Genomic DNA, 24,891 nt, shown 5'->3' with positions numbered 1-24,891 from the left:
ATTGCGCATCGCGGTGCCAACTCTTTGCATCGGGAGAGGAGGCGAGGGGTCATCACGCCTGTTTCTCGCGCATTTCAATCAATCGATTGATTGAATCATGAGGCCGTGCTATGCTTCCGCCATGGCACGCACATCCATCCTCAAGGACGCCGAGGGCACGCGGCAGGCGCTGATCCGCGCCGGGCTCGACCTGTTCGGGCGCAACGGCTTCGATGCGACCTCGACGCGCGAGATCGCCCAGGCGGCCAAGGTCAACAGCGCCGGCATCGCCTATCATTTCGGTGGCAAGGACGGGCTGAGAAAAGCCTGTGCCGAGGCGATCATCGCCCGAATGCAGGCTGTGCTGATGGGCAGCGCGCCCGCGCACGCGGTGGCGATCACGGTCGACGCCGCCGATCGCGATGTCGCAGCCGAGCAGCTGCTGACCCTGATCGACCGCATGGTCGCGTTTCTGACGACTGCGCCGGAGAGCGAGATGATCGCCCGCTTCGTCGTGCGCGAGATGTTCACGCCGAGCCCGGCCTTCGACGTGATCTATGGCGGGCTGTTCGAGCCGGTGCATCGCCGGGTCTGCCAGGTCTGGGCGGCCGCGACAGGGATGGAGCCGGAGGCGCCGGCGACCCGGCTCGCGGTCTTCACGGCGGTTGGTCAGCTCATCTATTTCCGCATCGCGCGGCCGGCAGTGACGCGGCGCATGGGCTGGGACGGGATCGGCCCGAACGAGGCGCGCGCCATCACGGAAACCATCAGGCGCTCGGTCCGCGCCAGCATTCTCGCCTGCAGGGGAGAGGCGTCATGATCCTCGACTTCATCTGTTCCTTCGCCGTCGCCGCCTCGCTTGGCGTCTGCACGCCGCCGACCACCCGCGTCGTCGGCTATGTCGAGGGCGAGTACGTCCGGATCGGACCGATCGACACGGCGCGGATCGAGACCGTCTCGGTCCGGCGCGGCGAGCGTGTTGCGCCCGGCGCTCTGCTCGCCGAGCTCCAGGCCGACGATGCCCGCAACGCCGTCGCCGAGAGCGAGGCACGGTTGGTGCAGGCGCAGGCGCAACTCGCCAATCTGCTCAGCGGCAAGCGGCCGGAGGAGATCGCCGTGATCGAGGCGATCGCCGCCTCGGCCAAGGCGCAGGAGCGCGAGTCGGAGCGGGCGCTGGAACGGCGGCAGGACCTCTTTCGCCGCGGTGTCTCGACCCAGGCCGATCTCGACCAGGCGCAGACCGCGCGTGACGTCGCGGCTTCGCGGGTGCGCGAGACCATCGCCAATCTGAACGTAGCCCGGCTGGCGGCGCGCGAGGAGGAGATCAAGGCGGCGCGCAATCAGGTGGAGCAGGCGCAGGCGGCGCTCGACCAGGCCAAATGGCGGCTCGGCCAGCGCAAGCTGATGGCGCCGGCGGCCGGCATCGTCACCGATCTGGTGCGCCATCCCGGCGAGCTTGCCGGGCCGTCGGCGCCGGCGCTGACGATCCTGCCCGATGGCGCGGTCAAGCTGATGCTCTATGTGCCGGAGGCTCTGCTCTTCGGTACCACGGTCGGTACACGGCTCGATGTGCGCTGCTCCGGCTGCCCGCAGGGGCTTGTCGCCACCGTCTCCTATGTCTCGCAGGAGCCGGAATTCACCCCGCCGGTGATCTATTCGGCAGAAACCCGCCAGAAGCTGGTCTATCTCGTCGAGGCAAGGCCCGAGGGCGGGCCGGCGACGCGACTGCAGCCCGGCCAGATCGTCGACGTGATGCTGCGGGGGCGGCGGTGAGCGACGGCAACGTCATCGACGTGCGCGGGATGACCAAGCGCTTTGGCAAGCGCACGGTGGTCGACAATGTCGACCTGACCGTCCGGCAGGGCGAGATCGTCGGCTTCCTCGGGCCGAATGGCTCCGGCAAGACCACGACGATCCGGCTGATCTGCGGCTTGCTCACGCCCGATGCCGGCGAGGGCACAGTGCTGGGCTTGGATGTCCGCACGCAGAGCGCCGAAATCAAGCTCCAGGTCGGCTACATGACCCAGAAGTTCTCCTTCTACGAGGACCTGACGATCGAGGAGAACCTGACCTTCGTCGCCCGGCTCTACGCGCTGAAGCCGGTCGAGGAGGCGGTCGCCCGCACGCTCGACAATCTCGGCCTGACCTCGCGCAAGGACCAGCTCGCCGGCACGCTTTCGGGCGGCTGGAAGCAGCGCCTCGCGCTCGCCGCCTGCATCATGCACCAGCCGAAGCTGCTTCTGCTCGACGAGCCGACCGCCGGCGTCGATCCAAAAGCGCGGCGCGAGTTCTGGGACGAGATCCACCGGCTCGCCGGCGACGGGCTCACCGTGCTGGTCTCGACCCATTACATGGACGAGGCCGAGCGCTGCCACCGCATCGGCTACATCGCCTATGGCAGGATGCTGGCGACCGGGACGGTCGACGAGGTCGTGAAGGGCTCGGGCCTCACGACCTATGTCGTGCATGGCGCGCTGAAGCCGGCGGAGATCGCCGAGCTGGCGAAGACGGATGGCGTCGAGCAGGTCGCGCCCTTCGGGACGACGCTGCGTGTCGTCGGCACCGATAGGGCCAAGCTGGAAGCGGCGCTGGCGCATCTGAAGGATCGCCCCGGTATTCGTGTCGAGCCCGATGCGACCAGCCTGGAGGACGTCTTCATCCAGTTCATGGCGAAGGCGCAAGCCGAGGGGAGAGCGGCATGAGCGCGCTCGCTTTGTTCTCGCCCGGCCGGCTCGGCGCGGTGCTGGCCAAGGAGTTCGTGCAGATGCGGCGCGACCGCATCACCTTCGCGATGATGCTGGTGGTGCCGATCGTCCAGCTGCTGCTGTTTGGCTACGCGATCAACAACGATCCCAAGGGCTTGCCGGCAGCGGTTCTGGCGCTGGGTCAGGATCGCTATACCCGTTCCGTCGTCGCGGCGCTCGAGGTCTCCGGCTATTACCGTTTCGCCAAGCGGCCCGAGAGCGCGGCCGAGGCCGAGAGCCTGATGGCGCGCGGCGCGATCTCCTTCCTCGTCACCATTCCCAGCGATTTCGGCATGCGGGTCGAACGCGGCGACGAGCCGCGCATCCTGGTCGAGGCCGATGCGACCGATCCGGCCGCGTCGAGCAATGCGGTCGGCGCGCTGCAGACCATCGCCAGCCGGGCGCTGACCCGGGCGCTCGGCACGGATGAGCTGAAGCGCGAGCAGAGCGAGAGCGCGCTCTCCTTCGTGGTGCACCGGCGCTACAATCCGGAGGGGATCACCCAGTACAACATCGTGCCCGGCCTGCTCGGCGTCATCCTGCAGATGACCATGGTTATGATGACGGCGATGGCGCTGACCCGCGAGATCGAGCGCGGCACCATGGAGAACCTGCTCGCCATGCCGGCGACGCCGGGCGAGATCATGCTCGGCAAGGTGCTGCCCTATCTCGCCGTTGGCAGCGTCCAGGTCGCGGTCGTGCTCTCGGCGGCGAAGCTGCTCTTCGGCGTGCCTTTCCTCGGCAGCCTCGCGCTGCTCCTGACCTGCGTCACCATCTTCGTGCTGGCGCTGGTGCTGCTCGGCTACACGATCTCGACCATGGCGCGCACGCAGCTGCAGGCGATGCAGCTGACATTCTTCTTCTTCCTGCCTTCGCTGCTGCTCTCGGGTTTCATGTTCCCCTATGCCGGCATGCCGCTCTGGGCGCAGTGGCTTGGCGAGATCTTCCCGCTGACGCATTTCCTCCGCGTGGTCCGCGCGATCATGCTGAAGGGGGCGGATCTCGGCGATATCGGGCTGGAGGTGTTTTACCTGTCGATCTTCGTGCCGCTCTATGCCGGCATTGCGCTGATGCGCTTCAGGAGCACGCTGGATTAACCGCGCCGGATCGGAGGTCTCAGGCGACGCCGGCTAAGTACGCGAATCCGCTTGACTATGCGTCAGGGCGGCGATCCCCTGCCGGTCCCGCCGCTAGGAAGTCGATCGCGTCCATGCTGATCTTGATCCTCACGCTTCTGGCCGTCCTGCTCGCCATCGTCTTTGGTCTGCTCGCCCGCCGCGGCGATCCGAACGCCGTCCTCGCCGAGCGGGAGGGAGCAGCGCTGAAGCGCCGGACCGGCATGAACTTCGCCGCGATCGTCTGCGTGCTGATCGCGGTGTTCCTATTCGCCTCGACCTCCTATGTCGTGGTCGGGCCGAACGAGACGGGGCACCTGCGGCGCATCTATGGCGGCTCGGATCTGCCGACCGGCAAGATCATCGCGATCGACGGGCAGAAGGGGCCGCAGGCCGAGGTGCTCGGTCCCGGCTTCCACTTCATCCCCTTCGTCAACGTGCTCAACCAGGTCGAGCAGCTCGAGCTCGTCACGGTGCCGAACGGCAGTTATGGCCGGCTCGTCGCCAAGGACGGAGTCGCCTTGCCGTCCGGCGTGTTCATGGCGCCAGCAATTCCCGACGACAAGGTCGCCGGCATGCTCGACGCGCGCACCTTCCTGACCTCCGGTGGCCTGCGTGGTGCCCAGGAGACGGTGTTGAAGCCCGGCGTCTATCGGCTCAACCGCTATCTCTTCGACGTCGAGATCAACAACCGCACCGTCGCCAGCATCGTGCCGGCCGGCTTCGTCGGGGTGATCAAGTCCAACGTTGCGGCGCCGGGCGTCGCCTGCCGCGAGGAGAAGGTGCAGACGGCCGATACCTCCGACGCGATCGTCGTGCCGGTCGTGCCTTCGGGCTGCGTCGGCATCTGGCGGACCGTGCTCTTGCCGGGCGCCTACTATCTCAACCATCAGGCCTATGAGATGACGCAGGTCGATACCCGCGTGCAGACCTGGGAATATCGCGGCGGCTTCCGCAAGCGCATCATCGACCTCGCAGTGGACGATCAGGGCCGCATCCGCCAGGTCGAGCGCTTCGTCGAGCAGCCGACGCCGAAGGAGGCGGCCGATCAGGCGATCTTCGTCAAGATCGAAGGCTGGGACATCCCGGTCGAACTGCGCGTCGTCGTGCAGGTGCCGCCGGAGAACGCCCCGGTCGTGGTCGGTGGCGTCGGCGGCCTGGAGCAGATCGAGGATCGCATCCTGACGCCGACCATCCGCTCGATCGTCCGCAACGTCGCGGGATCCTCGATCCGGGTGCCGGTCCGCAACGCCGCGGGCGAGCTCGCGCCGGGGCAGTTCCAGACACGGCCGACCCGCGTGCTCGACCTGATCGACAATCGCGATGCGCTCGAAAGCACGATCGAGCAGCAGATCAGGATCGAGGGGCGCAAGGCCGGGATCGAGATCAAGGAGGTTCGCATGGGCGAACCGTCGATCCCGCCGGAGCTGTTGGTCTCGCGTCTGCGTGAACAGCTCGCCGAGCAGCTGTCGCGCGCCTACTCCCGCGAGACCGAGGCGCAGAAAGTCCGCCTCGACACCGAGGCGGCCCGGGCCCGCGCCGACCAGCAGCGTGAATTCGTCGCCGCGCAGATCGGTGTCCAGGTCGCCGAGCAGCGCCAGAAGGAGCGCCAGCTCCTCGGCCAGGCCGAGCGCGGCTATCTGGAAGAGCTCGCCAAGGGCCAGAACGCCCAGGCCAATGTCCTCGGGCAGGACCGTGTCGCCTATCTGCAGGCGCTGGAGAAGGTGCTGGCGACGCTGGAAAAGAAGCCGGAGCTGGTGAACCTGGTCGGCCGTCTGGTGCCGAACACGGTCGTCACGGGCGGCGGCGACGGGCTGGCCGGTGCAGCGGCGCTGCTGTCGGGCGCGCTGACCGGCGCGGGGGCGCCTGCGAGGAACAGCGGCAGCACGCGCTGAGCAGGGCTGTCGCAGGATAGTCACTTGCAAAATGATAGTGACTGCGTTAGCGAGCCCGGGTCATGCAGCCCAAGTTCGCTCCGCTCACCGAATGCCCCTGCGCCCTTGCGGTTGAAACCGTCGGCGAGTGGTGGAGCATCCTGATCCTGCGCGATGCGCTGCAGGGGCTGACCCGCTTCGACGAGTTCGAACGCAGCCTCGGCATCGCGCCGAACATGCTGACGCGCCGGCTGAAGCACCTCACCGAGAGCGGCCTGTTCGAGCGGCGGCTCTATAGCGAGCGGCCGAAGCGCTATGAATATGTCCTGACCGAGAAGGGCCGGGACTTCTTTCCGGTCGTCGTCGCGCTGATCGGCTATGCCAACCGGCATCTTGCGCCCGAGGGCGCCTCGCTGCTGCTGGCCGAGCGCGGGACCGGGCGGCCGATCACGCCGATCGTCGTCGATGCCGCGACCCTGCTGCCGGTCACCGCAGAAGGCGCCACCGTCATCGCCGGGCCGCGTGCCAGCAACGACCTGCGCGAGCGCCTCGCTGCGCGCCATGCAGCCACCCAAGCCAGATCGAACTAGGAGCCTGCCATGCGCCGTATCGTCGTCACCGGACTGGGCGTCGTGTCGCCTTTGGGCTGCGGGACCGAGCTCGCCTGGCAGCGGCTGCTCGCTGGCCGCTCCGGCCTGCGCCGCCTGCCCGACGCGGTCGCCGAGATCCTGCCGGCCAACGTCGCAGGGCTCGTGCCCGGCAAGGCCGAGGACAATGAAGGCGGCTTCGATCCGGATGTGGCGATCGCGCCGAAGGATCAGCGCAAGATGGACCGCTTCATCCAGTTCGCGCTGGTCGCCGCCAAGGAAGCGCTGGCGCAGGCCGGCTGGCAGCCGCAGAACGAAGCGCAGCGCGAGCGTACCGCAACGGTGATCGCCTCGGGCATCGGCGGCTTCCCGGCGATTGCCGAGGCGGTGCGGACCACCGACCAGCGCGGCGTGCGCCGGCTCTCGCCCTTCACCGTGCCGTCCTTCCTGGTCAATTTGGCCGCCGGCCATGTCTCGATCGACCATGGCTTCAAGGGCCCGATCGGTGCGCCTGTGACGGCCTGCGCCGCCGGCGTCCAGGCGATCGGCGATGCCGCCAGGATGATCCGGGCCGGCGAAGCCGACATCGCGCTCTGCGGCGGCAGCGAGGCCTGTGTCGATCTCGTCGCGCTCGGCGGTTTCGCTGCGGCGCGGGCGCTTTCGACCGGCTTCAACGACGAGCCGGAGAAGGCCTCGCGTCCCTTCGATCGCGACCGCGACGGCTTCGTCATGGGCGAGGGCGCCGGAATCCTGGTGATCGAGGCGCTGGAGCATGCGCAGGCGCGCGGCGCGACGATCCTCGCCGAACTCACCGGCTACGGCACCAGCGCCGACGCCTATCACATCACCTCCGGCCCGGAGGACGGGTCGGGCGCGCGCAGGGCGATGGAGACGGCGCTGAAGCAGGCGGGCCTCAAGCCCGGCGATGTCGCCCACCTCAACGCCCATTCGACCTCGACGCCGGTCGGCGACCGCGGCGAGCTCGCCGCGATCAAGGCCGTGTTCGGCGATCAGGGCGGCATCGCGATCAGTGCGACGAAGGCGGCAACTGGCCATCTGCTCGGCGCGGCCGGCGGGCTGGAGGCGGTCTTCACCATCCTCGCCCTGCGCGATCAGATCGCGCCGCCGACGCTCAACCTCGAGAACCCCGACGAGGACGCGGCCGGGCTCGACCTCGTCGCGAAGACGGCGAGGCCGCTTGCGATGGAGCACGCCATCTCCAACGGCTTCGGCTTCGGCGGCGTCAACGCCAGTGTGGTGTTCCGGCGCTGGGCCTGAGTGGCCTTCAGAGCGTCACCACGATCTTGCCGAACTGCTCGTTCGATTCGAGATAACGATGCGCCTCGGCGATCTCTTCGAACGGAAAGGTCCGGGCGATGATCGGCTTCAGCGAGCCATCGCCCAGCCCGTCGAGGATGAAGGCCTTGGCGGCGGCGAGGCGCGCGGGATCGCCCGCGATCTCATGGACGAGATAGCCGCGCAGCGTCAGGCTCTTGCTGAGAACGTTGAAGAGCGGGAAGGGCGTAGGCTCCGGGCTGAGGCCGCCATACTCGAACAGGATGCCGCCGCGCGCCATCGCAGCGGTCAGCGGCAGGAACGCCGGGCCGCCGACCGCATCGAGCACGACTCGGATGCCGTCCTCGCCGGCGATCTCCTTCAGTCGGGCTTCAAGATCCTCCTCGGCCGAGGCGACGACATGGGCCGCGCCTGCATCGCGCAGCGCCTCTGCCTTCCGTGAGGTCCGCGTCACCGCGATCGGGATCGCTCCGATCCGGTTGGCGATCTGGATCGCGGCGAGGCCGACGCTGCTCGACGCCGCGGTGATCACCACATGTTCACCGCGGCCGAGCCGGGCGATGTCGATCAGCGCGCCATAGGCGGTGAGGTACTGCATCCAGCTCGCTGCGGCGGCTTCCCAACTCAGCGCCGGCGGGTGCTTCACCACCAATCCGGCCGGAACGGTGACGAGCTCGCCATGCACCGGCCAGCTCACCATCGAACGCGGCGGCACCAGGCTGACGGCATCGCCGGGCGAGAAGCCATCGACGCCTGTGCCTATGCTCTCGATCAGCCCGGCGGCTTCGAGGCCGATGCCAGACGGGAACTGCGCCTGCTCGATATAGATTCCCGCGCGGAACAGCGCCTCGGCCCGATTGAGCCCGAGCGCCCTGGTCCGAATCCGAACCTCGCCGGGGGCGGGCGGCGGAACATCGACGTCCTCGATGGCGAGAACTTCGGGGCCGCCATGGCGGTGAAAGCGGATCGTGCGGGCCATGCTCATGACTCCAAAACAGAGCGAATGAGCTATGGCAGCGCGCTATCCTGCGATAAATTGCGCTCCATGATCGATAATCAAAACTATTGATTTCGGATGATGGATCGCCTCACCAGCATGAGCGTCTTCGTCAGAGCGGTCGATCTCGGCTCGTTCGCGGCGGCTGCCGCGGCTCTCGGCCTGTCGGCGCCGATGGTCGGCAAGCATGTCCGCTTCATGGAGGAACGGCTCGGCGTTCGCCTGCTCAACCGCACGACGCGGCGACAGAGCCTGACCGAGTTCGGCCGTGCCTATTACGAACGCTGCCGGACGGTCCTCGCCGAAGCCGAGGCGGCCGATGCGCTCGCCGCCGACCAGTTGGGCGAGCCACAGGGCAAACTTCGGGTGGCACTACCGGTTCTGTTCGGCCGGCGCTGCGTCATGCCGATCCTGCTCGATCTCGCGCGCCGCCATCCGCAGCTGGAGCTCGACCTCGCCTTTGGCGACGGCTTCGTCGATCTCGCCGAAGGCGGGCACGACATCGCCATCCGCACCGGCGAGCTTCACGACGCGGCGAACCTTGTGACGCGCCGTGTCGCCCGTCAGCGCATGATCGTCTGCGCCGCGCCATCCTATCTCGAGGCTCATGGCAGCCCAACGCAGCTCGCCGATCTCGCTGATCATGACGCGGTGGTCTATCGCCGTTCGGGCCGCGTGCGCCCCTGGCTGTTCCCGCGGGAGGGTGGGCCAGCGGCCGAGGTCATGCCGCGCCACCGACTACGGCTCGACGATCTCGAGGCGATCGCCGATGCGGCCATGCTCGGCATGGGCCTGGCCTGGCTGCCGTCCTGGCTGGTGCGCGAGCGGCTCAAGGCCGGGGAGCTGGTCGAGCTGCTGCCGGATGAGGGCCGGCTGCCTTATGACGTCCACGCGCTCTGGCCGCAGACGCCGCATCTGCCGCCGAAGGTGCGCGTCGCCATCGACGCGCTGGCGGCGGAGCTGCCGGGGCTGATGTGAGGCACTTGTGCAATCTGAAGAAAAGACTAGTTATCTGACTAGGCTGGTTTGAGCGTGGAGGGCCGAATGAAAAGCTGGCCGGTGCAGGATGCGAAGGCGCGCTTCAGTGAGTTGCTCGATACCTGTCTCAAAGAAGGTCCCCAGATTGTCAGCAAGCGAGGTGCCGACGCGGCGGTTCTGGTCCCGCTGAAGGAGTGGGAGCGGCTTCAGCGAAATGCGAAGCCGACATTGAAGGCATTGCTGCTCGCGGACGAGGCTCGGGTCGATCTGGATTTGCCCAGGCGCGGTCGACTCCGCCGGCGCGAGCCGGGGGAGCTCGTGTGAGGCATGTATCTCCTCGATACCAATGTCGTTTCCGAACTGCGGCGGTTGCGGCCGCATGGCGCCGTGTTGGCTTGGCTGGAAGGCGTGGCCGATGCCGATCTGTATCTCTCCGCGGTCACCATCGGAGAGATACAGGCGGGTATCGAGATGACGCGCGAGCAGGACGTCGCCAAGGCGGCGGAGATCGGGGCCTGGCTGGAGCAGGTCGCGCAGACCTACAACGTCCTCGACATGAACGCTGACGTCTTTCGCGCCTGGGCCAGGCTGATGCACCGAAAGTCGGGCGAGATCATCGAGGACGCGATGATCGCAGCAACCGCCGCCGTGCACGGCTTGACGGTGGTTACGCGGAATATCCGCGATTTCGAGGAGCTGAACGTCCCCCTCTTCAACCCGTTTGCAGCCGCTTGAGTGATGAGCAGCTTGGAGCTGCCGGGGCTGATGTGAGGCCGCCCCGGCGTCAAAGCTCCGCTCAGAGCGGGATGTTGTCGTGCTTGCGCCAGGGGCGTTCGACGCTCTTGGTGCGCAGCATGGCCAGCGCGCGGGCGATCCGGCGGCGGGTCGAATGCGGCATGATCACCTCGTCGATATAGCCGCGCTCGGCCGCGACGAAGGGCGACATGAAGCGGTCCTCGTATTCCCTGGTCTGGCGCGCGATCGTCTCGGCGTCGCCGCCGCGGAAGATGATCTCGACCGCGCCCTTGGCGCCCATCACCGCGATCTGCGCCGTCGGCCAGGCATAGTTGACGTCGGCGCCGATATGCTTGGAGGCCATCACGTCATAGGCGCCGCCATAGGCCTTGCGGGTGATGATCGTGACCAGCGGAACCGTGCATTCCGAATAGGCGAAGAGCAGCTTGGCGCCGTGCTTGATCAGGCCGCCATATTCCTGCGCCGTGCCGGGCAGGAAACCGGGAACGTCGACCAGCGTGACGATCGGGATCTCGAAGGCGTCGCAATAGCGCACGAAGCGGGCGCCCTTGCGGCTGGCATCGGAATCGAGCACGCCGGCCAGCACCATCGGCTGGTTGGCGACGATGCCGACGGTGCGGCCTTCGATGCGGGCGAAGCCGGTGACGATGTTGCCGGCATAAGCCTGCTGGATCTCGAAGAAATCGCCCTCGTCGACGACCTTCAGGATCAGCTCCTTGATGTCGTAGGGCTTGTTCGGATTGTCGGGGACCAGCGTGTCGAGGCTCATGTCGACGCGATCGGGCACGTCGAAGCTCGGCCATTCCGGCACGCCGACGGTGTTGTTGGCCGGCAGGAAATCGATCAGGCGGCGCACCTGCAGCAGCGCCTCGACATCGTTCTCGAAGGAACCGTCGGCGACCGAGGATTTGCTGGTGTGGACCTTGGCGCCGCCGAGCTCCTCGGAGGTCACGGTCTCGTTGGTGACGGTCTTCACCACCTCCGGGCCGGTGACGAACATGTAGCTGGTGTCGCGGACCATGAAGATGAAATCGGTCATCGCCGGCGAATAGACGTCGCCGCCGGCGCAGGGGCCCATAATCACCGAAATCTGCGGGATGACGCCCGACGCCTGCACATTGCGCTTGAAGACCTCGCCATAACCACCGAGCGCCGCGACGCCTTCCTGGATGCGGGCACCGCCGGCGTCGAACAGGCCGACGATCGGCGCGCGCATCTTCAGCGCCATGTCCTGGATCTTGATGATCTTCTGGGCGTGGGTCTCGGAGAGCGAGCCGCCGAAGACGGTGAAGTCCTTGGAGAAGACGAAGACGGTGCGGCCATTGACCGTGCCCCAGCCGGTGACGACGCCGTCGCCGGGGATCTTCTCGGCCTTGTCCATGCCGAAATCGACGGCGCGGTGCTGCACGAACATGTCGAACTCCTCGAAGGAGTCCTTGTCGAGCAGCAGCTCGATGCGCTCGCGGGCGGTGAGCTTGCCGCGCTTGTGCTGCGCCTCGATGCGCCGCTCGCCACCGCCCAGCCGGGCGCCCGCGCGCCGGTCTTCGAGCTGTTCGAGAATGTCCTTCATCAAGAGCCTCCCGGGGCGCGGTCTTTAAAGGTCTTGTTTCCCGCTTAAGCGGGGCCGTAGGCGAAGTCCATTGCGGCCTTCGCAGCATGCGGCTGGAGTTTTGTGCACTGCCACGCCAATCACGGCATCGCCCGGCTCTGCGGAGCGCTGCCGCTGTCGAGAAGCAGGCCACGTAAGCTGACAAGCGCATCCTGCAGCCTGTCGAGCTTCGGTGCGCCGAGGCTGAGCCGCACGCCTGAGGCCGGTGCCTGCGCATCGGCAAGGAATATCTCCGGAGCCGGCAGCAGGATGCCCGAGGCGGCGGCGCGGACCGGCAGGGCCTTCGCCCGCTCCGGCGCCATTGGCAGCCAGACATGGAAGCCATTGCCCGATCTCATGGCGATCCCGGGCGGCAGGAGCTCGCGCGTCATGGCGACGCGACGGCTGGCCTCGTCGCGGATCGAGCGTGCGACCGAAGCGGCCGTGCCCTCGCTGAGCCAGCGCTCCATGATCAGGCAGGAGAGCAGCGACGCCATGGTGCAGGTGGCGGCGAGCTCGGCGAGAGCCGCTTCCAGCCAAGGCTCTGGCACGTGCAGCGAGCCGATACGCAGGCCCGGGCTCAGCACTTTCGACAATCCCGAGACATGCAGAGTCCGCTCGGGCGCGAGCGCGGCGATCGCTATCGTGCCCGGCTCGGCCAGGACAGCATGGATGTCGTCCTCGACGATCACCGCGTCATGCGCCCGGCAGAGCCTCGCGATCTCGCGGCGCCGTGCCTCGCCCATCGTTGCCGCCGTCGGATTATGCAGGGTCGGCGTGATGTAGAGCACGGCGCGCCGCCCGGCTGCGGCCACCTGATGCAAGGCCTTGTCGAGCGCCTGTGGGACGAGGCCCTCCCCGTCGATGGCAAGGCCGGTCAGGCGCAGCCCACGCCGGCGGGCGAGGGCGATCGCTCCGGGATAGCTCAACGCCTCGGTCAGCAATTCGGTGTCCGGGCTGCAGGTGATCGCGAATGCGATCGCAAGCGCATGTTGGGCGCCGTTGCAGATCAGTAGCCGCTCGGGCGCAGGAGTGAGGCCTGTCGGCGCCAGCCAGTGGGCCAGCAGCGCACGATGGTCGAGCCGGCCGGCGGGTGACGCATAGGCGCCGAAGCTGTCGGCGTCGAGCCGCCTTGCGAGATCGGACAGGCTGGCGGCAAGCAGGCGATCGCTGAGCTGCTGCGGCGGCACGTTGATGCTGAGATCGATCATGCGGCTGGCCGCCTGTGACAGGCCCGCGACGAACATGCCGCGGCCCCGGACGCTGCGGACGAGGCCGCGGCGTTCGAGCTGGGCATAGGCCTTCGTCACCGTGCCGATACCGATATCGAGCTGCCAGGCGAGGGGACGATGGGCCGGCAGGCGCGCGCCCGACGGCAGCGAGCCGTCGGCGATATCGCAAGCAAGAGCTTCGACCAGCCGCTCGCTGGCCGAGCCGCTGCCGTCCATGAGGCGGGGCTGCCAAGGCGAAGCAAGGAGCATGTCACCTCGAAATTGCGTCATGGGACACTTTTTAGTCTATGCAAGAAGTGTCACATGCACAATCACCGACGCGAGGTTTTCCAACGCTGGACCGGACATGACGCCGCAACTCCTCCTTGCTTTCGTCGGCTATGCCTTCGTGACCTCGATCACGCCCGGGCCGAACAACACGCTGCTGCTGGCCTCCGGCGCCAATCACGGCTTTCGCGCCAGCCTGCCGCTGCTGTTCGGGATCAATCTCGGCTTCTGCGGGCTCGTCCTTGCGGTCGGGCTCGGGTTAGGGGGCCTGTTCAGCGCCATCCCTGTCCTGCACGACGTCCTGCGCTGTGCCGGCAGCGCCTACCTGCTCTATCTCGCCTGGAAGATCGCGCGGTCGGCGCCGCTGGAGCCCGGAGCCGAGGCTGCGCCACCGCTCAGCTTTCCGGCGGCCGCGGCGTTCCAATGGGTCAATCCCAAGGCCTGGATCATGGCGGTCGGGGCGGTCGCGGCCTACACGCCGACGGAGGGCTATTTCCTCAACCTGGCGATCGTCGTGATCGTCTACGCCCTGGTCAACGGGCCCTGCATCGCCGTCTGGGCCGTCGGCGGCACGCTGCTGCGCGGCCTCTTGGCCGATCCGGCGCGGCAGCGCGTGTTCAATATCGTCATGGCGCTGCTCCTCGCCGCCTCGCTCTATCCGATCCTGGTGAGTTGACGGGCGGTTCGAGGCAACTTGCGAATGAAATAAGTGTATGCTTATGTATCTGCCATGGAGCAGGACATCTTCAAGGCGTTGGCCGATCCGACCCGCCGGGCGATCTTCGAGAAGCTCGCGGCCGGCGGCATGAACGCCAGCGCCTTGCGCGAGGGCTTGACGATCAGCCAGCCGGCGATGTCGCAGCATCTTGCGGTGCTGCGTACCGCCGGGCTGGTGCGCGAGGAACGGCAGGGGCGCTTCGTCAACTACGAGGTCGACCCGGACGGGCTTGCCCTGATCGCGCAATGGCTGGCGAAATACCGGGCCTACTGGCCGGCGCGCATCGATGCCCTCAAGGATCTGCTGCGGGACATGGACCAATGAGCGAGAGCGACACGCAGGATCGGACGAAGCAGCTGGTGTTCGAATATCAGCTCGATGCCCCGCCGGAGAAGGTCTGGCGGGCGCTCAGCATCCCCGCCTTCCGCGAGCGCTGGCTGCCGGCCGAGGTCGAGGCGCTCTCTTTCGTGCCGGGGGAGGAGGTGCGCTACCGGCTGAGGGAGGAGGAGCCGCCCTTCCTCGAAAGCACCGTGATCTTCCAGCTCGCCCCGAACGAGGGCGGGACGGAACTGCGGATCATCCATAGCCTGACCGATGCGAGGCTGAGCCAGCCGCCAGCACCCGCGAACAGCAACCAGCCGCTGATGCTGCGCGCCGCCTGACGGCGCAGTTCGCAAACAGCCCATCAACATCCTGGAACTGAGGAGGTCGTCGATGCACGGCACGATGCAGCTCGTCCCTATGGTCGTCGAACAGTCGACCCGCGGGGAACGCTCCTTCGACATCTATTCGCGCCTGCTGCGCGAGCGGATCGTCTTCCTGAACGGCGAGGTCAATGACGGGAGCGCCGCGCTGGTCTGCGCGCAATTGCTGTTCCTGGAGGCTGAGAACCCGAAGCGGCCGGTCCATTTCTACATCAACTCGCCGGGCGGCGTGGTCACCAGCGGCCTCGCGATCTACGATACGATGCGCTACATCCGCTCGCCGGTGCACACGCTCTGCATGGGCACGGCCCGCTCGATGGGCTCCTTCCTCTTGATGGCGGGCGAGCCGGGCGAACGCGCGGCGCTGCCCAATGCCAGCCTGCATGTCCATCAGCCGCTCGGCGGCGCGCAGGGGCAGGCCTCGGACATCCTGATCCATGCCGAGGAGATCCAGAAGACCAAGCGCCGGATGATCCGGCTCTATGCCGAGCATTGCGGGCGCAGCGAGGAGGAGGTCGAGCGCACGCTCGACCGCGACCGCTTCATGACCGCGGAAGAAGGCAGGGAATGGGGGCTGATCGACCGCGTGCTGACGGAAGCCCCGGCGGCAGCCTGATCAGGTGCTCGGCTTGCTGGGATCGCCGATCTCGTGATTGAGCGCGACCGCGGCGCGTACCAGTTCGGTCGCGACGGCGGCATCGACCGCATCGCCCTCGCGCAGGACCATGGTGGCGAGCTCGAACTTGCCGCCCGGCTTCAGCCGCGGCTCGATATGACGCAGGCGCTTGCCGCGCCAGAAGCCGAAGAGGACGCGCGCGGCTTCAGCCCGGATCAGCAGCACCGGCCCGTTCGAGAAATAGACCAGATGGGTCCACTTGATCCGCTCATCGAGCGGAGCGGCCGCCTTCACCGCGGCGCGCAGGGCCTCGACCGTGGCGAGCCGCCAGCCATCCAGCTGGGCGATGTAGTCTTCCGGGTTGTCGGCCTTGGGCGCGCCCGGGATCATCGCCTCTAGCCTTTCGTCAGCAGCAGCACGGCCGCATCGTATTCCTTGCGGCGAATGGCGCGGCGCTCGGCTGCTTCCTCGTCCTGTCCCCAGATCCCGATCTGGTAATCCTCGTCGAGATGGGCGGCGGTCCAGGCCGTCTCGGCGTCGATCAGGCCCTCGGCGATGGCGAGCATCACAATGGTCGAGCCGGTCAGCGTCATGACATTGTGGGCGCCGGCGAGCGCGACCGGGGAAGGGATCATCGCGACGCGTTTGGCCACGGCATCGAGCACCGTTTGCGGCTGCTGCGCAAAGATCACGCCCTGCGCCATGACGAAGCGGCCGCCGATGCGCTCTTCGAGCGCCGCGATCAGCGGGTTCCAGATTTCATCCTGTCGCTCGACCAGCGCCTCCGGCTCGCCGGCGCGGTAGCAGAGCGCATCGCTGCCGGCATAGCGGACGATCTCGGCGCGGACCGCCTCGTGCTGGTCGGCGACGCCGTCGAGCGCCGAGTTGACCAGTCGGGTCAGCGGCATGCGCGCGGGGTCGATCTCACCGGTCTGGGCGTCCCATTCCGCTGCCAGCGCCTCGGCGACGGTGCGCGAGGCGACGGCGAGCGGCTTGCGGGCCGGGGTGCGGGCGGTGCGGCCGTCGAGCGCGACATGGAACAGCCCGTCGCGTTCGAGCACGTCCGCCTTCTCGTAGAAGCGCTTGGGCAGCGGGTTGCGCATCGCCTGCTGGGCGGCGGCGACGGGATCGGGCTGGCGCTGGCCGGCGGCGCCGAAGCGGGCGAGGAAATCATCGGTCGACATGCCGGCGTCATAGCGCATCCGGGGGCGGGCGCGAAACGGCTTCGCACGGCTGTGCGGCATTGATGCGAGCCGGGTGCTCGCCTAAACGCCTCCTCCCCGGATGCGAGGCGCCCGGGCGATACGCAAGAGGGTTTTATGTTGGAGACTGTGGGAACCCGGTGAGGTTTCGCTGCGGCGAGACCTGATCCAGCGCCGGGTGAAAGAGCGGAGCCCAAGGCCCGCCTTCACTGCTGCGCTTGTCATGGTTCCATGCACAGGCTCTACCAACATGAACATTTCGCGGGGCGAGCAGCGCGTGCTGCACGTGCTGGCCCGTGGCGGACAGATCCGCCATCTTCGCGGCGAGAACGGCCGCATCCATCACATCGACTGCTTCACCCATGAAGGCTACGTCCTGAGCGACTGCACGCTCGCCATCTTCGCCGGGCTCCGGCGAAAACGGTTGATCGAGTCGCGCCAGGGCGGCCCTTACCGGATCTCGCAACAGGGACGGCTCGCCGTCCGTTCGCAGGCCGACAACCGGTGACCAAGGCGGGAGGGCGCAAGCCCTCCCGTTTCAATTCGGGGCCCGCGGATGTGAGGCGGCTGACCGGCCGATGCGCGCAAGCGGTCAGGCCGGCTCGAACAATTCGATCACATTGCCCGACGGATCCTCGCACAGGATCTGCTTGCCGCCGGGCCCAACCACGATCTCGTTGCGGAACGGCACGCTCTTGCGGCGCAGGGCCTCCACGAGTTCCGCCAGATTCTCGACCTCGATCACGAAGCGGTTCCAGCCGCCGGGAATCGGCTTGCCTCCATCCGGCATCGGCCGCGAGGCCGAGGCACCGGGGCCGGCGAGCCAGAGCGTCAGGTCGCCGCGCCCGAGGATCGCCATGGCCGGGCCGAACTGCTGCCTGAGGGTGAAGCCGAGCCTGTCGACATAGAAGTGCACGGCTTCATCGACCTCGATCACGAAATAGCGGACGCTGGCCATCGGCTCGCTCCCTCGCATCGCGGCGGCCGCAGGCAGGCCGCCTATGCGCCGAACCTGTCGCGCCAGGCCGGCCTGGCGCCCGGGAAGGGCAGGGCGCTGGCGCAGTATACCGCCCGCGCCACGGCACGCGCCAGCACGTCGGCGGCGGTGGCGCAGAGCTCGGTCAGGGCATAGGCGTCGGAGGGCGCGCCGCTATGGCCGGTCGCGGCGGCGAAGACGACATCGCCGTCGAGCGGGGCATGCACAGGCCGCAGCGCGCGGGCGAGCCCGTCATGGGCGCAGAGCGCCATGCGCTTGGCCTGCGCCTTGGTCAGCGCGGCATCGGTCGCGACCAAAGCGATGGTAGTGTTGGCGCCGGGGCCGCCCTTGAAACGCAAGGTCAGGTCCTCGGGCGGGATCGCGATCGGCCAGCCGCGGCCGCCGAATTCGTCGTCCCGCTCGTAAGGGGCGGCCCAGAAGTGCGGATTGTCGCCGATCGTGGCCGAGCCGACGGCGTTGACCGCAACCAGTGCGCCGACGATCTGGCCGGTCGCGGCGACGGCGCTGGCCGAACCGAGCCCGCCCTTGAGGTTGGCGGTGGTCGCGCCATGGCCGGCGCCGACGCTGCCGAGCACGAATTCGGCGGCGGCGGCGGCGCACGCCTTCTCGGCAAGCGCGCGATAGGGCGCCTCGCCGTCGCCGCGAGCGAAAGGCTTGTCGCCGCCATTGTTGAGATCGAACAGGATCGCCTGCGGCACGATCGGCACGCGATACCCGCCGATCGAAAACCCTCGGCCCCGCCTGGCGAGCCAGCTCATCGCGCCATCGGCCGCGGCCAGGCCCCAGATCGAGCCACCGGACAGCATGATCCCGTCGACATGCTCGACCGTCATGCCCGGCTCGAGCAACGCGGTGTCGCGCGTGCCCGGTGCGCCGCCGAGCACGGCGACGGAGGCGATGCTCGGCCGTTCGAACAGGGCGACGGTGACGCCGGTCGCGGCAGCGGCGTCCTCGGCATTGCCCACGACAATGCCACGAACATCGGTGATGAGATTGCGCATGGCTGGAACTCTTTGCCGTTCAGTGGAGACACGAGCCTTGCGGCAATGGTGCCCCGATTCGGTGTCGTCCTGCGACCCGCCGGAACTTCACGCTCGCTGGCGCGTCGTGCCGACATTACGATCTTGTCACCTTGGCGCCATGACCGGGTGAGGCCGACTGCGGCACCGTGATGGCATCGCGACCCGGCTTCGAGACCCGCCAGCGAACCGTATTCGATAGCAGCAGACGGAGAGCCTTCATGAAACGCATTGCCCTCATCGTCGCTTCCAGTGCCGCGGCCGTGGCCGCGACGCTGGCGATCGCGCAGCCGCAGCCGATTCCTCCCGCGCCCGGCAGCAACCCGCCGGGGCAGCAGCAGAGCGAGCCGCGCGGCGACCGGGCCGAGCGCAGCGATCGCTCCGACCGCCGCGAGGAGTGGCGCCAGCGCCAGGCCGAGCGCGCCACGGCCCGGATGAACGAGCGCCTGGCGCAGCTGCGCACCGACCTCAAGCTGAAGCCGGAGCAGGTGCCGGCCTTCGAGAAGCTGGAGGCGCTGATCAAGCGCAGCGCCGAGCAGCGCCGGGAGAGCTTCGCCAAGATGCGTGAGCAGCGCGAGACCTATCGCGACGCCGACATCATGGAGCGGCTCGACATGAGGGCGAACCGCCAGGCCGAGCGCGCCGCCCGCAGCAAGGAGATGGCGGACGCGGTGCGCCCGCTCTGGTCGACGCTCTCGGACGAGCAGAAGACCGTGGCGCGCCGGGCCGTGCGCCAGGCGATGTCGGAAGGGCGCGAGCGCATGCGCGAGATGCGCGGGCGCTGGATGGAATGGCACGGCCGCGGCGATGATCGCGGCCGCTATGGCGACGACGACCGCGGTCCGCGCCGCTGGCGCGATCGCGGCCATGACGACGACGATCGCACCTGACGGCATGGCGTATCAGGAGAAGCGAGGGCGGTCCGGCAGGGTCGCCCTTTTCTTTTGGAGGCGCCCGATGAGGCGTCCCGCGACGCGAGTCAGGTGCCGACCGCGTCCTTCACGCATTTCGTCGTGAAGCTGGTCTTGGCGGCGCCAGCGAGCTTCTTGTCGGCCGCCTGCTTGTCGCAGGCCGCGCCGGCGTCCTTCTCGCATTTGGTGACGAAGCTGGTCTTGGCCGCGCCGGCGAGCTTCTTCTCGGCGGCCTGGGCATTGCAGCTCGGGCTTTGGGCAAAGGCGGCGCTCGACAGGCCGAGGGCGAGGGCTGCAAGGATAAGCGTCTTCATGGCGCGATGGTCCCTATGGCGGGGTCTGAACGCTAACCTGAGTCGCGACGCAACGTCATGCCCTCCTGACGTGCGCGCGGCCGGGCGCCGCCGAGCTGAATTCGCGAGTCCGGCCAGGGTGCTGCCGTCTCCGCCTGAGATGCCGAATCAACGCTCTGCCGCAGTGGCAGGCATTGACAGGCGTGCTTCATTGAACTGTCACAACGTGCCCGCTATAGGCGGCCGGTCGCGGCGATCGGAAGCGCGCCGCCGTCACCGGGAGGCAGGCGCATGCGCTTCATCCAGACCTTCGATCTCTATCCCTTCCTCGACTCGGTCGTCAGCCTGCTCGCGGCCTTCGTGCTCGGCGCGCTGATCGGCGCCGAGCGGCAATACCGGCAGCGCACCGCGGGTTTGCGCACCACCGTGCTGGTCGCGGTCGGTGCGGCCGCCTTCGTCGATCTCGCAATGCGGCTCGCCGGCGCGGATGGCGCGATCCGCGTGATCGCCTATGTCGTCTCCGGCATCGGTTTCCTCGGCGCCGGGGTGATCATGAAGGAGGGCATGAACGTCCGTGGCCTCAACACCGCCGCGACCCTCTGGTGCGCCGCTGCGGTCGGCGCCTGCACCGGCGCCGACATGGTGGCGGAGGGCGCGCTCGTCACCGTCTTCGTCATCGCCGGCAACACGCTGCTGCGGCCGCTGGTCAACGCGATCAACCGGACGCCGATCAACGAGAAGGCATCGGAAGCGACCTATGAGGTCGTCGTCACCACCGATCCGGAGGCGCTGCCGTCGGTGCGCGAGGCCATGGTCGAATTGCTCGAGCAGGCGAGCTACCCGGTGGGCGACGTCAAGACCGTCGAGCGCGGCGAGGACGCGATCGAGATCGTCGCGACGCTGATCAGCACGGCGGTCGAGCGCAAGGAGCTCGACGCCGTGGTCGAGCGCATCGAGCGCGTGGCCGGCGTCACTCACGCGACCTGGGAGAGCAGCACCAGCGATTGATCATTGCAGCCGTGCCGGTAAGCTCGCTTTGGGCGATGGCAGGCGAGGGCTGGATGAAGAGGATCGCGACTGGTCGCAGCTGCTTGGCTGCGGTGTTTTTTTGCGGCGTGTCGTTCATCGGCGGTCCCAGCCTTGCCGAGGCGCCGGCCCCCGCCTTCCAGACGAGCTTCGCTGCCGGTTGCCTCAATCCCAAGGAGTGGAAGGTCTCGGGCCAGCTCGACAAGGCGGTGCGGGCGGATCGTATCCGCTGCGTCGATGGCGAGCGCGCCGGGCAGGACAGGCCGGCGCTGGCGATCACGGTGAAGCCCGGCGACGCCTACGACCCCAATCCCGGCTCGACGCCGACCGAGCGGTCGGAAGTCCAGATGACCTCCGAGCTGATCCGCTTCGACGCTACGAGCTGGTACAGCTTCCGCTTCCGCGTCGAAGCCCCATGGGCGCCGCGGCGCAATCGCACCGTGATCCAGCAGATCAAGCAGAACATCGACCTGCGCTACGAGAAAGGCCGGGGCGGCGAGGAGATCTGCGACGCCGCCAACCCGCTGTTCAAGATCGAGGTCGACTCGGACAATGGCAAGCCGGTGTTCCGGGCCAAGACGGCCGGGACCGACAGTTGCGGCGACAGTCTCGGCCAGGCGCAGTTCTGCGGCGACTGGCCGGTCGAGCCCGATCGCTGGCATCGCGTCAACGTCATGATCCGGCCGAGCCAGCAGGCCGGGGAAAGCCGTCTCAGGCTCTGGCTCGACGGGCGGGCCTGCCCCGAGTTCCGCGGTGTGCTCGGCTATCCGCGCTATGGAACGATGAAGGACGGCAAGCCCTTCATCGACACGCAGCCGCGCTTCGGCATCTATCGCGATGCGCTGCCGGGCGTCAGCCAGACGATCCTGTTCGACGACATCGCCTTCTGGACGCAGGACCCGGCGGGACACCCGGTCTGGGACAAGCTCGCCGGCAGCGGCCAATAAAAAAAAGGAGAGGGCGGGAAGCCCTCTCCTGAAACAGACCGGAAGCGGGGTGGCGAACCACCCCGGCAGCCGTGATCAGCGCGAGTAGAACTCGATGACCAGGTTCGGCTCCATCTGCACCGCGTAGGGCACGTCCGTCAGGGTCGGGGTGCGGGTGTAGGTGGCGGTCGACTTGGTGTGGTCGGCGTCGATGTAGTCAGGCACATCGCGCTCGGCGAGGGCGGCGGACTCGATCACGATGGCGAGCTGGCGCGAGCTCTCCTTGATCGCGATCACGTCGCCCGGCTTGACCTGGTACGAGGCGATGTTGACGCGCTTGCCGTTCACGGTGATGTGGCCGTGATTGATGAACTGGCGGGCGGCGAAGACAGTCGGGACGAACTTGGCGCGGTAGATCACCGCGTCGAGACGGCGCTCGAGCAGGCCGACCAGGTTCTCGCCCGAGTCGCCCTTGAGGCGGATCGCCTCGGCGTAGTAGCGGCGGAACTGCTTCTCGGAGATCGAGCCGTAATAGCCCTTCAGCTTCTGCTTGGCGCGCAGCTGGGTGCCGAAGTCGGACGGCTTGCCCTTGCGGCGCTGGCCGTGCTGGCCGGGGCCGTATTCGCGGCGGTTGACCGGGGACTTCGGACGGCCCCAGATGTTCTGACCGAGGCGGCGGTCAATCTTGTACTTCGCCTCATGGCGCTTCGACATGTCGCGTGTCCTCTATGGTTCGCGAGGTGAGGACCGCGCCCTCCTGTCCCCGTCTCCGGGGCGACAGATCCGGCCTCCGAAGAGAAGCGGATCACGGGTGCGGAAAAAGCCACGCGGCCCCGTGAGGAGCCGCGTGACGCCGGCTTACAAGCACTGCCGGCGCGATTTGTCAAACCCGAAGGACAGATTTCTGCTGCCGGCGGGTGGCTCAGCGCTGCACCGGCGGATGATATTGCGGCGCCTCGCGCCGGTCGAAGCGGCCATAGTCGCGAATGACTCGTACCGTCCGGTGCCGCAAGGCCTTCGCGCCGGCGATCGGCTTCGGCACGAAAGCCCCGGCCGCCCCGGCATCGCGCCAGGAGGCGAGCAAAGCGAGCTTGCCGGGATTGTAGATGCTGGCGAAGAGATCGTGCTCGACCAGGCCGAGCAAGCCGGTCAAGCCAATCTGGCGAGGCAGTTCATCCAGGCGTTCGCCGAAGTTGATTCCGTCTCCCGGCGTGATTTCGGTGAAGCTCGCGACCTTGGCGACGCCGGTTTCGGTTTCGTCGAGGCGCTGGCCCTCTGATGAGTATTCTTGCGGAACGCCGTCGTGGATCACCTCGCCGATGCGCAGGTGATAATCCTCGAACACCTCGTCGCGCCCCTTGCGCTGCACGGCGTGATGCTCGCCCTGGGCACGCCAACGGACCAGCGATTTCTCGTCGCGCCAGGAGGAGTGCGACAGCACCCAGCCTGGCCGCAGGCGGCTCTCGAAGCGCTCATTGTCGATGAAGCCATCGATGCTTTCGAGGATCGGTTTCAGTTGCTTGCCGAGAGCGAGATACTCGTCCTTGCGATCGGCGTGGGGGTGGACTTCGAAGATCACGGAAAACATCGGCTTCTCCGTCGGTTCAAGCTGCGAGGGCCGGCGCGTTGGCGCCGGACAGGAAGGCGATGCTCTCCTGCCAGAGGGCAAAGCGCATCGTCTCCAGATGCATCAGATGCGTACCGCGGCTGAGCTTGATGTCGCGCTTCAACGGCGAGGCGGTGAAGGCGTCAAAGAGCCAGCGCGCATCGGCATCCGTGGTCAGGCTGTCCCATTCGCCGCGGATGATCGCGACGGGAGCACGGATCGCCGCGGGATTGTAAGGCAGCGCCCCCTGCCAGGCCTTGCCGATATCGGCCGCCGGGCCGGCGGGCGTCCTGACGCCGGTTGGCTCGCGTGAGCGCGCTTGCGGATCACTGTCGAGATAGCACTCGCCCCAATCGGCGAAATGCCGGCGCGACAGGACAGGCTCGGCGCCGGCCGGGACGTCCTCGATAAAGCGCCGCCACTGATCGTCGAGCGTGATCAGCCGCCAGGCCGGCAAGCCGGGCGAAGACGCGTTGCCAGACGGCTCGCGTTGCGCAATCGGCCCGAACAGGACGAGGCGATCGACCTGGTCGGGATGAGCTCCGGCAAAGCGGCAGGCCGGCATCGAGCCCCAGGAATGCGCGATCAGGGAGAGCCGGTCGAGACCGGCGCGGCCAAGGATGAAGCGGGCGGCAGCCTCGATCTGCAATGCAGCCTCGTCGGTCCTGCCGAGTGGTGGGTTCGCTGGCGCCGCTTCGTCCATCGCTGGATAGCGGCCGGAATGGCCATAGCCGTAGAAGTCCAGCCCCCAGACGTCGAAGCCGGCCTCACAGAGCGCATCGCGCCAGGAGCGTCCGTCGAAACGATGGGCAATCGACAGCGCCGAGGGGAAGGTCGCGCCATGGATGTAAAGGACGGCGCGGCGTGGCACGAACGTCGTCGTGGGCGCCGGCAGATGGCGTAGGAACAGCAGCAGGCCGTCGATCGGGCCCGGTATCAGAAAATGCTCTTCCCGGGGATCGAGCAAGGCAATGTCGGCAGCGATCAAGGCAGTTCTCCGGCGATACGGGCGCGCGCAGGGACCGAAGGCGGAAGGCCGCCTTCGGCCGTGCTCGCGGCTCCTGATGATCGCCAGAGAATAACCCGGATGACCTCGCGCTGTTCTGCGCGATCGCTTCGGTCATCGCCGTAGGGTTAGTGGCGAGATGCTTCCCGCCAGGGCGAGCCTGTTCTGATTGTTCCTAGTAGCGCCAATAGGCGCGGCGGTGATGCGGATGCTTGTACCAGCCGAGATGCCGGCCGCGATTCCAGCCATGGTGGCGGCGCGGGCCGTAGCTATGGCCGTAATGGTGGCCCTTATGTCCATGCCAGCCTTTCGGCTTGGCCTGGGCCTCGCCCGTCAGGCCAGGGCCGAGCAACAGCGCGCCGCAGGCCAGGGCGATGGCGAAGATCAGCTTTCTCATCTTGTCCTCCCTCGTAGAGGTACCGGTGGCGTCGATAACGCCTCCAGATCAGAACAG

The 24,891-nt window shown here is 67.7% G+C and carries 30 protein-coding genes; 18 read left to right on the top strand and 12 right to left on the bottom strand.

Annotated features, from left to right (window positions below; translation table 11 throughout):
* Positions 1–121: 121 nt before the first annotated feature.
* The 7 genes from AC07O0_RS01230 (at position 122) to fabF (ending at position 7,577) form a co-directional block, all read left to right on the top strand.
* Positions 122–799, top strand: coding sequence for a CerR family C-terminal domain-containing protein (locus tag AC07O0_RS01230; RefSeq protein ID WP_494619365.1), 678 nt, complete (start codon positions 122–124; stop codon positions 797–799).
* A complete protein-coding gene (locus tag AC07O0_RS01225; RefSeq protein ID WP_494619364.1) occupies positions 796–1,752 on the top strand; it encodes an HlyD family secretion protein in 957 nt (318 codons plus the stop codon). The genes AC07O0_RS01230 and AC07O0_RS01225 overlap by 4 nt, the downstream gene beginning before the upstream one ends.
* 29 nt (positions 1,753–1,781) lie before the next feature.
* The gene (locus AC07O0_RS01220; protein ID WP_494620630.1) at positions 1,782–2,681 is read left to right on the top strand and encodes an ABC transporter ATP-binding protein; all 900 of its coding nucleotides are present in this window, start codon (positions 1,782–1,784) and stop codon (positions 2,679–2,681) included.
* Entirely contained in the window at positions 2,678–3,820 is a 1,143-nt protein-coding gene (locus tag AC07O0_RS01215) for an ABC transporter permease (RefSeq protein ID WP_494619363.1), read from the top strand. Before AC07O0_RS01220 ends, AC07O0_RS01215 begins: the two co-directional genes overlap by 4 nt.
* A gap of 113 nt (positions 3,821–3,933) precedes the next feature.
* Positions 3,934–5,733, top strand: a complete 1,800-nt coding sequence (locus tag AC07O0_RS01210) for an SPFH domain-containing protein (RefSeq protein ID WP_494619361.1) — start codon at positions 3,934–3,936, stop codon at positions 5,731–5,733.
* Between the two features lie 62 nt (positions 5,734–5,795).
* The gene (locus tag AC07O0_RS01205) at positions 5,796–6,302 is read left to right on the top strand and encodes a winged helix-turn-helix transcriptional regulator (protein WP_494619359.1); all 507 of its coding nucleotides are present in this window, start codon (positions 5,796–5,798) and stop codon (positions 6,300–6,302) included.
* Between the two features lie 9 nt (positions 6,303–6,311).
* Complete coding sequence (fabF, locus tag AC07O0_RS01200; protein WP_494619357.1) at positions 6,312–7,577, top strand: beta-ketoacyl-ACP synthase II; 1,266 nt, start codon at positions 6,312–6,314, stop codon at positions 7,575–7,577.
* Positions 7,578–7,584: 7 nt separating this feature from the next.
* On the opposite strand, the gene AC07O0_RS01195 is transcribed toward fabF, so the two are convergent.
* Positions 7,585–8,574 (bottom strand): zinc-dependent alcohol dehydrogenase family protein, encoded by a 990-nt coding sequence (locus AC07O0_RS01195; protein WP_494619355.1) that lies wholly within the window; start codon positions 8,572–8,574, stop codon positions 7,585–7,587.
* A 99-nt stretch (positions 8,575–8,673) separates the two neighbouring features.
* Between AC07O0_RS01195 and AC07O0_RS01190 the strand changes: the two genes are divergently transcribed.
* The 3 genes from AC07O0_RS01190 (at position 8,674) to AC07O0_RS01180 (ending at position 10,305) form a co-directional block, all read left to right on the top strand.
* Positions 8,674–9,570, top strand: a complete 897-nt coding sequence (locus AC07O0_RS01190; RefSeq protein WP_494619353.1) for a LysR family transcriptional regulator — start codon at positions 8,674–8,676, stop codon at positions 9,568–9,570.
* Between the two features lie 66 nt (positions 9,571–9,636).
* Positions 9,637–9,894, top strand: coding sequence for a type II toxin-antitoxin system Phd/YefM family antitoxin (locus AC07O0_RS01185; RefSeq protein ID WP_494619351.1), 258 nt, complete (start codon positions 9,637–9,639; stop codon positions 9,892–9,894).
* Between the two features lie 3 nt (positions 9,895–9,897).
* Positions 9,898–10,305, top strand: coding sequence for a type II toxin-antitoxin system VapC family toxin (locus tag AC07O0_RS01180; protein ID WP_494619349.1), 408 nt, complete (start codon positions 9,898–9,900; stop codon positions 10,303–10,305).
* Positions 10,306–10,366: 61 nt separating this feature from the next.
* Here AC07O0_RS01180 and AC07O0_RS01175 read toward each other — a convergent pair whose 3' ends face one another.
* Both AC07O0_RS01175 and AC07O0_RS01170 read right to left on the bottom strand, forming a co-directional pair.
* Positions 10,367–11,896, bottom strand: coding sequence for an acyl-CoA carboxylase subunit beta (locus AC07O0_RS01175; RefSeq protein ID WP_494619347.1), 1,530 nt, complete (start codon positions 11,894–11,896; stop codon positions 10,367–10,369).
* Between the two features lie 119 nt (positions 11,897–12,015).
* Positions 12,016–13,395, bottom strand: a complete 1,380-nt coding sequence (locus AC07O0_RS01170; RefSeq protein WP_494619345.1) for an aminotransferase-like domain-containing protein — start codon at positions 13,393–13,395, stop codon at positions 12,016–12,018.
* Positions 13,396–13,492: 97 nt separating this feature from the next.
* Here AC07O0_RS01170 and AC07O0_RS01165 point away from each other — a divergent pair, with 97 nt between their 5' ends.
* The 4 genes from AC07O0_RS01165 to AC07O0_RS01150 are packed head-to-tail and all read left to right on the top strand — an operon-like array spanning position 13,493 to position 15,451.
* Complete coding sequence (locus AC07O0_RS01165) at positions 13,493–14,089, top strand: LysE family translocator (RefSeq protein ID WP_494619343.1); 597 nt, start codon at positions 13,493–13,495, stop codon at positions 14,087–14,089.
* Between the two features lie 54 nt (positions 14,090–14,143).
* Positions 14,144–14,455: an ArsR/SmtB family transcription factor gene (locus AC07O0_RS01160; protein ID WP_494619341.1), complete on the top strand. Its 312-nt coding sequence runs from the start codon at positions 14,144–14,146 to the stop codon at positions 14,453–14,455.
* Complete coding sequence (locus AC07O0_RS01155) at positions 14,452–14,793, top strand: SRPBCC family protein (protein WP_494619339.1); 342 nt, start codon at positions 14,452–14,454, stop codon at positions 14,791–14,793. The genes AC07O0_RS01160 and AC07O0_RS01155 overlap by 4 nt, the downstream gene beginning before the upstream one ends.
* Before the next feature lie 52 nt (positions 14,794–14,845).
* The gene (locus AC07O0_RS01150; RefSeq protein WP_494619338.1) at positions 14,846–15,451 is read left to right on the top strand and encodes an ATP-dependent Clp protease proteolytic subunit; all 606 of its coding nucleotides are present in this window, start codon (positions 14,846–14,848) and stop codon (positions 15,449–15,451) included.
* Here the strand turns inward: AC07O0_RS01150 and AC07O0_RS01145 are convergent, their stop codons facing one another.
* Both AC07O0_RS01145 and AC07O0_RS01140 read right to left on the bottom strand, forming a co-directional pair.
* On the bottom strand, positions 15,452–15,841 hold the full coding sequence (locus AC07O0_RS01145) for a DUF1801 domain-containing protein (RefSeq protein ID WP_494619337.1): 390 nt from the start codon (positions 15,839–15,841) through the stop codon (positions 15,452–15,454).
* Positions 15,842–15,846: 5 nt separating this feature from the next.
* Positions 15,847–16,635 carry an ATP12 family chaperone protein gene (locus tag AC07O0_RS01140; protein WP_494619336.1) on the bottom strand — a complete coding sequence of 263 codons (789 nt, stop codon included), beginning with the start codon at positions 16,633–16,635 and terminating at the stop codon, positions 15,847–15,849.
* A 268-nt stretch (positions 16,636–16,903) separates the two neighbouring features.
* Here AC07O0_RS01140 and AC07O0_RS01135 point away from each other — a divergent pair, with 268 nt between their 5' ends.
* Positions 16,904–17,161 (top strand): YjhX family toxin, encoded by a 258-nt coding sequence (locus AC07O0_RS01135; RefSeq protein WP_494619334.1) that lies wholly within the window; start codon positions 16,904–16,906, stop codon positions 17,159–17,161.
* An 84-nt stretch (positions 17,162–17,245) separates the two neighbouring features.
* Here AC07O0_RS01135 and AC07O0_RS01130 read toward each other — a convergent pair whose 3' ends face one another.
* Both AC07O0_RS01130 and AC07O0_RS01125 read right to left on the bottom strand, forming a co-directional pair.
* Positions 17,246–17,611 carry a VOC family protein gene (locus AC07O0_RS01130; protein ID WP_494619332.1) on the bottom strand — a complete coding sequence of 122 codons (366 nt, stop codon included), beginning with the start codon at positions 17,609–17,611 and terminating at the stop codon, positions 17,246–17,248.
* A gap of 41 nt (positions 17,612–17,652) precedes the next feature.
* Positions 17,653–18,651 carry a P1 family peptidase gene (locus AC07O0_RS01125; protein ID WP_494619330.1) on the bottom strand — a complete coding sequence of 333 codons (999 nt, stop codon included), beginning with the start codon at positions 18,649–18,651 and terminating at the stop codon, positions 17,653–17,655.
* Between the two features lie 239 nt (positions 18,652–18,890).
* Here AC07O0_RS01125 and AC07O0_RS01120 point away from each other — a divergent pair, with 239 nt between their 5' ends.
* Positions 18,891–19,559 carry a Spy/CpxP family protein refolding chaperone gene (locus AC07O0_RS01120; protein ID WP_494619329.1) on the top strand — a complete coding sequence of 223 codons (669 nt, stop codon included), beginning with the start codon at positions 18,891–18,893 and terminating at the stop codon, positions 19,557–19,559.
* An 89-nt stretch (positions 19,560–19,648) separates the two neighbouring features.
* Here AC07O0_RS01120 and AC07O0_RS01115 read toward each other — a convergent pair whose 3' ends face one another.
* Positions 19,649–19,894, bottom strand: a complete 246-nt coding sequence (locus tag AC07O0_RS01115) for a hypothetical protein (RefSeq protein ID WP_494619328.1) — start codon at positions 19,892–19,894, stop codon at positions 19,649–19,651.
* Between the two features lie 270 nt (positions 19,895–20,164).
* Between AC07O0_RS01115 and AC07O0_RS01110 the strand changes: the two genes are divergently transcribed.
* On the top strand, positions 20,165–20,881 hold the full coding sequence (locus AC07O0_RS01110) for an MgtC/SapB family protein (protein WP_494619326.1): 717 nt from the start codon (positions 20,165–20,167) through the stop codon (positions 20,879–20,881).
* Between the two features lie 107 nt (positions 20,882–20,988).
* A complete protein-coding gene (locus tag AC07O0_RS01105; RefSeq protein ID WP_494619324.1) occupies positions 20,989–21,846 on the top strand; it encodes a heparin lyase I family protein in 858 nt (285 codons plus the stop codon).
* 75 nt (positions 21,847–21,921) lie between these two features.
* On the opposite strand, the gene rpsD is transcribed toward AC07O0_RS01105, so the two are convergent.
* The 4 genes from rpsD to AC07O0_RS01085 form a co-directional block, all read right to left on the bottom strand.
* Positions 21,922–22,539, bottom strand: coding sequence for a 30S ribosomal protein S4 (rpsD, locus tag AC07O0_RS01100; protein WP_152012763.1), 618 nt, complete (start codon positions 22,537–22,539; stop codon positions 21,922–21,924).
* A gap of 208 nt (positions 22,540–22,747) precedes the next feature.
* On the bottom strand, positions 22,748–23,413 hold the full coding sequence (locus tag AC07O0_RS01095; RefSeq protein WP_494619323.1) for an antibiotic biosynthesis monooxygenase family protein: 666 nt from the start codon (positions 23,411–23,413) through the stop codon (positions 22,748–22,750).
* A 16-nt stretch (positions 23,414–23,429) separates the two neighbouring features.
* On the bottom strand, positions 23,430–24,419 hold the full coding sequence (locus AC07O0_RS01090; protein ID WP_494619321.1) for an alpha/beta hydrolase: 990 nt from the start codon (positions 24,417–24,419) through the stop codon (positions 23,430–23,432).
* Positions 24,420–24,612: 193 nt separating this feature from the next.
* Positions 24,613–24,834 (bottom strand): hypothetical protein, encoded by a 222-nt coding sequence (locus tag AC07O0_RS01085; protein ID WP_494619319.1) that lies wholly within the window; start codon positions 24,832–24,834, stop codon positions 24,613–24,615.
* Between the last annotated feature and the right edge of the window lie 57 nt (positions 24,835–24,891).

It is taken from the genome of Allobosea sp. GW821-FHT10B12, from assembly GCF_059415545.1.
Note: the sequence above shows the minus strand (reverse complement) of the source record. Positions and strands in the feature narration are given on the sequence as shown.